Here is a 6,553-nt window from a genome sequence, read left to right as displayed (position 1 = left end):
GCATTACGGCTTCGACAAACCCATGCACGAGCGCTTGTGGCTGATGCTCAAGAACTACGCGCAACTGGATTTCGGCAGCAGTTTTTTTCGCGGCTCCACGGTCACCGACCTGATCTTGCAAAAGCTCCCGGTGACGATTTCGCTGGGGTTCTGGGCCACGTTCATCACCTACCTGGTGTCGATCCCGCTGGGCATTCGCAAGGCCATTCACAACGGCAGTGCCTTTGACATGTGGACCAGCACCGCAATCATCGTCGGCTACGCCATGCCCGCGTTCCTGTTCGCCATTTTGCTGATTGTGGTCTTCGCCGGGGGCAGTTACCTGAGCTGGTTCCCGATACAAGGGCTGGTCTCGGATAACTTCGACAGCCTGAGCTTTTTCGGCAAGATCGCCGACTACTTGTGGCATATGGTGCTGCCGGTGAGCGCGCTGGTGATCGGCGGCTTTGCGACCCTGACCATCCTCACTAAAAACAGCTTTTTGAATGAAATCAGCCGCCAGTACGTGGTCACCGCACGGGCCAAAGGCCTGACCGAAAAACGCGTGCTCTACGGCCATGTGCTGCGCAACGCCATGCTGCTGGTGGTGGCCGGGATTCCCCAGGCGTTGATCGAGGTGTTCTTCGCCGGCTCCTTGCTGATCGAAACCATCTTCAACCTCGACGGCATTGGCCGCATGAGCTACGAAGCCGCGGTGTCACGCGACTATCCCGTGGTGTTTGGCACGCTGTTTCTGTTCACCCTGTTCGGGCTGCTGATCAAGCTGATCGGCGACATTTGCTACACCCTGCTCGACCCCCGTATCGACTTCTCGGCGAGGAATGCCTGATGTTTACCCTCTCTCCTCTGGGCCGTCGACGCCTCGCCCACTTCAAAGCCAACCGCCGTGGCTGGTGGTCGCTGTGGTTATTTGTCGGCCTGTTTGTGCTGTGCCTGGGCGGTGAATTGATCGCCAACGACAAACCGCTGGCCGTGCATTACAAAGACCATTGGTACTTTCCGATTGTGTCGCACTACAGCGAAACCGACTTTGGCGGCGAGCTGCCCTTTGAGCCGGACTACAGCAGCGATTACGTTCGCAAGTTGATCACCGACCAGGGCGGCTGGATGCTTTTTGCGCCCATTCCGTTCAGCTACGACACGGTCAACTACGACCTCAAAGAACCGGCGCCCAGCCCACCGAGCGCAACTAACTGGCTGGGCACTGACGAACAGGCCCGTGACGTGCTGGCCCGGGTGATTTTTGGCGCGCGAATTTCCATTTTGTTCGCCTTGATCCTCACCGCAGTCAGCGCCTTGATCGGCATTACCGCCGGTGCCTTGCAGGGTTTTTATGGGGGCATGGTGGACCTCATCGGCCAGCGCCTGCAAGAAGTCTGGGCCGGGTTGCCGGTGCTGTACTTGCTGATCATTTTGTCGGGCTTTGTGGCACCGAGCTTTTGGTGGCTGCTGGGCATCATGGCGCTGTTCAGTTGGCTGGCGTTGGTAGACGTGGTGCGCGCCGAGTTTTTGCGCGGGCGCAATCTGGAATACGTCAAAGCCGCACGGGCGCTGGGGCTGACCAATGGCGCGCTGATGCGTCGGCACATTCTGCCCAACGCCATGACCTCGACCCTGACGTACATCCCGTTCATTTTGACCGGCGCGATTGCAACCCTCACCGCCCTGGATTTTCTCGGTTTCGGCATGCCGCCCGGCACCGCCTCGCTGGGTGAATTGATCGGTCAGGCCAAGCGCAACCTGCAAGCCCCGTGGCTGGGCCTGACTGCGTTCTGCGTACTGGCGCTGATTTTGTCGTTACTGGTGTTTATCGGTGAAGCCTGCCGTGACGCGTTTGATCCCCGGAGTTGAGATGAACGACACATTGATTGAAATACGTGACCTGCGCGTCGGCTTTGCCGGGCGTGAAGTGGTGCACGGCATCAACCTGGATATTCACCGGGGTGAGTGCCTGGCGCTGGTGGGCGAATCGGGCTCGGGCAAGTCGGTGACGGCGCACTCGATCCTGCGCCTGTTGCCGGGCAAGAGTGTGGAAACCCAAGGCAGCATCCGCTACAACGGCACCGACCTGGTAAACGCCAGCGACAGCCAGTTGCGCAACCTGCGCGGCAATCGCATCGCGATGATTTTCCAGGAGCCGATGACCTCGCTCAATCCGCTGCACACGGTTGAAAAGCAAATCAGTGAAGTGCTGATCACCCACAAAGGCCTGAAAAAACGCGCCGCCCGCGAACGCACCCTGGAACTGCTGACCCTGGTGGGCATTCGCGACCCGCACAAACGCCTTAATGCGTATCCGCATCAGCTGTCTGGCGGCCAGCGCCAGCGGGTGATGATCGCCATGGCGCTGGCCAACGAACCTGAACTGTTGATCGCCGACGAGCCGACCACCGCGCTGGACGTCACCGTGCAGCAGAAGATTCTGGAACTGCTGATCGACCTGCAACAGCGTCTGGGCATGTCGTTATTGCTGATCAGCCACGACCTCAACCTGGTGCGCAAAATCGCCCAGCGCGTGTGCGTGATGCGCGGCGGTGAAATTGTCGAGCAGGCCACCTGCGAGGATCTGTTTAAAGCCCCGCAACACCCTTACAGCCGCATGCTGATCGAGGCCGAACCTAGCGGCAGCCCTGTGCCCTGCGATTACCGGCACAACCTGCTGGAAGTCGACGATTTGAAAGTCTGGTTTCCCCTGCCCAAGCCCCTGTTCAGCCGCGAGCGGCATTACGTCAAGGCCGTGGACGGGGTCAGTTTTGAGCTGAAAAAAGGCAAGACCCTGGGCATTGTTGGCGAGTCCGGCTCGGGCAAATCGACCTTGGGCCAAGCGATCTTGCGGTTGGTGGAGTCTGAGGGCGACATCCGGTTTGGCAACAAACAGCTCAACCTGCTTAATCAGGACCTGCTGCGCCCGTTGCGTCGGCAAATGCAGGTGGTGTTCCAGGACCCCTTCGGCAGCTTGAGCCCGCGCATGTCGGTGCAGCAGATCATCAGTGAGGGCTTGCTCGCTCACGACATCGGCACCGAACAAGAGCGTGAAGCCGCAGTGATTCGCGTGCTGCAAGAGGTGGGACTCGACCCTGAGAGCCGCCACCGCTACCCGCACGAATTCTCGGGCGGCCAGCGCCAGCGCATCTCCATCGCCCGGGCGCTGATCATGGAGCCGGCCCTGATCCTGCTCGACGAACCGACCTCGGCACTGGACCGCACCGTGCAAAAACAAGTGGTGGATTTACTCCGTGACTTGCAGGCCCGGCATGGCCTGACCTACCTGTTTATCAGCCACGATCTGGCGGTGGTGCATGCCCTGGCCCACGACATGATCGTGATCAAGGACGGCAAAGTGGTGGAACAAGGTGATGCGCAAACCCTGTTCGACAACCCGCAACACCCGTACACCCGCGAGCTGTTACAAGCGAGCAGCGTAACGGTTTGAACCGGTTGTAGGAGCGAGCTTGCCTCGCGATCTTTTAAAAGATCAAAAGATCGCGAGGCAAGCTCGCTCCTACAGACATATAAACAAATGGAATATTTAAATCGTTTTATATTCTTTTTTAAAAGATTATTTTCCTGCAAGACTCTCGTCATAAATCTTCTAACTCATGATGAGAACGAAATGAAAAAACTCACTGCCCTCACCGCGCTGACATTGGCTGTTTTGTCGGGCCTGGCCCACGCTGATCGTCTGGATGACATCAAAAAGTCCGGCGTACTGCGCGTGGCTTCGTTTGACAGCAACCCGCCATTCGGTTTCGTGGACGCTAAAAGCAAGCAAATCGAAGGTCTGGACGTGGACTACGCTAAGGCCATCGCCGACAAACTGGGCGTGAAACTGCAACTGCAACCGACCAACCCGGCCAACCGCGTACCGCTGTTGCTCTCCAACAAGGTCGACCTGGTACTGGCCAACTTCACCATCACCCCTGAACGCGCCGAGCAGGTGAACTTCAGCATTCCGTACTTCGCCTCGGGCCAGCAATTTATCGTCAAAAAAGGCACCCTCAAATCTGAGCAAGACCTGAACAAATGGCGCGTCGGCGTCGACAAAGGCACGGTCAACGAAGGCGTGCTGCGCGAGAAATTCCCGGGCGCCAAAGTGATTGCCTACGATGACACCCCGTTCGCTTTCACCGCCCTGCGCAATGGCAACGTCCAGGCGATTACCCAGGACGGCCCAAAACTGATCGGTTTGCTGGCCAATGTGCCGGACAAAGACAAGTACGAAGTACCGCCGTTCACCATTTCCAATGACCTGATCGGCGTGGGCATTCCAAAAGGCGAAACGCGCCTGACTGACGTGGTCAACGAAACCCTGACTGAGCTTGAAGCTGACGGCAAGGCACAGGGTATTTATGACGCCTGGTTCGGCCCGAACACCAAAACCCCGCTGACCCGCCTGTACAAAATCGGCGACAAGAGCTAAGTCGCGCTAGCAACACTGAATAACCCGTCACGGACAACCGGACGGGTTTGTTTGTTTCTGGATGGACGTTGTTTATGTTCGGTGAACTGCTTGCCCCGCAATACCTGCACTGGCTGTTCGATGATTTTGTTCTCACCCTGATCCTTTCGGTGTTGACCTGCCTGGTAGCCACCGGGCTGGGGTTTTTGCTGTGCCTGGCGAGGATCTCGCCCTCGCGCCTCTGGTCATGGCCCGCACGGGCATACCTGGCGCTGTTTCGTAATACGCCGCTGCTGGTGCAGCTGTTTTTCTGGTACTTCGGGGTTACGGCGATGCTGCCCGAAGGCTTGGTGGTGTGGCTTAACCAGCCGCGCAGTCTGGACCTGGGTCTGTTCGAGCTTGAATGGCCGTCCTTTGAGTTTCTTGCCGGTTTCTGGGGCCTGATGCTCTACACCGCGGCGTTTATTTGCGAGGAGTTCCGCGCAGGCGTCAGTTCGGTGCGCCTTGAGCAACGTGCCGCCGGGTTGGCGCTGGGCTTCAAACCGGCACAAGTGTGGCGTTACATCGTCTTCCCGCAAGCCCTGCGCACCGCACTGGGGCCCCTGCTGGGGCAATACATGAATGCCCTGAAAAACTCCTCGCTGACCATGGCCATCGGCTTGGCGGAGCTGTCTTATGCGTCGCGTCAGGTCGAAACCGAAACCTTCAAGACCTTCCAGGCCTTTGGTTTCGCCACGTTGCTGTATGTGTTGAGCATCGCCCTGCTTGAAGTCATCGGGCAGTTGATTGCGCGCAGCAAGTGGTATCGGCAGGGAGTGCTCTAAACCATGGACTTTTCGGTCATTAGCGACAACCTGTCGTACTTCTTGATCGGCGCCTACCCCAACGGCCCGCTGGGCGGGGCTGCATTGACGCTGGTGTTGAGCCTGTTCTCGGGGGTGATTTCGGCCATCTTGGGCCTGTTGCTGGGCATTGCCCTGGTGATGATTCGCTCTAAAGTGCGCTGGGTATTACTCGGCGTACTGGGGTTTTTGCGGGCCATTCCGGTGCTGATGCTGATTTTCTGGAGCTACTTTCTGCTGCCGATTGTGTTCAATGTCGATGTACCGGCATTGGCCACCGTGGTCTGCGCCCTGTCGTTGATTGGCGGCGCCTACCTTGCGCATTCGGTGTACGCGGGCATCAGCAGTTTACCGGCGGGGCAATGGGCGGCGGGCAAAGCGTTGGGGCTGGGCACATGGCAAGTGTTGCGCTTGATCATCCTGCCGCAGGCATTGCCGATGATGCTGCCGTCGTTCCTCAACCAATGGATTTCACTGATCAAGGACACGTCGCTGGCGTACGTGATTGGCGTGGGGGAGTTGTCGTTTGTGGCGACCCAGGTCAGCAACCGGGTGATGGTGCACCCGACCGAGATCTACCTGTTTGTCGCGCTGGTGTACTTCGTGTTTTGCAGCAGCCTGGACCTGATTGCCAACCGGCTGATAAAACCCAAGGCCCAGCCCCGATAACTGCTGTTACAAACGTGCCATAACTATATACCGCAGGCACACGACCAATAAGCGTTCCAATAGGTCATCGAAAGGTTTTAGCCGGCCGAATTTCTCACAGCATGAAGCTGGATAGGCCGGCTGTAATAAAAGGAGTTTTACCTTGAACATGATCGACAACAATGACGCTCCCGTGGTGGCAGGCAAAGCAGGCGCTGGCGCCTACAACGCTCATGTGCGCGACTTTCTTAATGAACGACTCAAGCAGCACGGGACCGACTGCGAGCAACTCTACATCACCACGGTTCACAGTGTGATCGAACCCAAAGTGACGTTCAGTCAAGACTTGCTGGCACTGGGCAATGACACCCTGGAGTGGGAGACCGTGCAAGCCCATGCCGAAGGTGTGGTGGGTATTTTCAGCAAGCAGTGGACATTCGAAGACGAGCACATATTCAGCAAACTGAGCGTCTCTGATGTTGAAGCGCTCATGCACGAACTGCTGGCAGAAGCCCGGAACAAATGGTTTGCCTGATCTAGACGCGTAGCGCTGCCCCCCCCCCTGTAGGAGCGAGCTTGCTCGCGATCTTTTGATCTTGATCTAAAAGGCCCCATTAAACCACGCTGGCCGAACGCAGGTTTTGCGCAGTGGGTAACCCGGCAG

General features: G+C 57.8%; 7 protein-coding genes. All 7 read left to right on the top strand.

Going from position 1 to position 6,553, the window contains the following annotated elements:
• A partial coding sequence (locus tag GHO41_RS28165) for an ABC transporter permease subunit (protein WP_153428387.1) occupies positions 1-829 on the top strand: 829 nt, incomplete at its 5' end.
• Entirely contained in the window at positions 829-1,851 is a 1,023-nt protein-coding gene (locus GHO41_RS28160) for an ABC transporter permease (protein ID WP_153435247.1), read from the top strand. The genes GHO41_RS28165 and GHO41_RS28160, both read left to right, overlap by 1 nt.
• A 1-nt stretch (position 1,852) precedes the next feature.
• Positions 1,853-3,433: an ABC transporter ATP-binding protein gene (locus GHO41_RS28155; protein WP_153391639.1), complete on the top strand. Its 1,581-nt coding sequence runs from the start codon at positions 1,853-1,855 to the stop codon at positions 3,431-3,433.
• A 180-nt stretch (positions 3,434-3,613) separates the two neighbouring features.
• Positions 3,614-4,420, top strand: a complete 807-nt coding sequence (locus GHO41_RS28150) for an ABC transporter substrate-binding protein (protein WP_153435246.1) — start codon at positions 3,614-3,616, stop codon at positions 4,418-4,420.
• 74 nt (positions 4,421-4,494) lie between these two features.
• Positions 4,495-5,223, top strand: a complete 729-nt coding sequence (locus GHO41_RS28145) for an amino acid ABC transporter permease (RefSeq protein WP_153435245.1) — start codon at positions 4,495-4,497, stop codon at positions 5,221-5,223.
• 3 nt (positions 5,224-5,226) lie between these two features.
• Complete coding sequence (locus GHO41_RS28140) at positions 5,227-5,910, top strand: amino acid ABC transporter permease (protein ID WP_048369956.1); 684 nt, start codon at positions 5,227-5,229, stop codon at positions 5,908-5,910.
• A gap of 142 nt (positions 5,911-6,052) precedes the next feature.
• Positions 6,053-6,424 (top strand): hypothetical protein, encoded by a 372-nt coding sequence (locus GHO41_RS28135; RefSeq protein ID WP_153435244.1) that lies wholly within the window; start codon positions 6,053-6,055, stop codon positions 6,422-6,424.
• The last annotated feature ends 129 nt before the right edge of the window (positions 6,425-6,553 follow it).

The sequence above is a fragment of the Pseudomonas sp. FSL R10-0399 genome, assembly GCF_009600165.1.
GTDB classification, from domain to species: Bacteria; Pseudomonadota; Gammaproteobacteria; order Pseudomonadales; family Pseudomonadaceae; genus Aquipseudomonas; species Aquipseudomonas helleri.
This window is presented reverse-complemented; position numbering and strand designations above follow the sequence as displayed.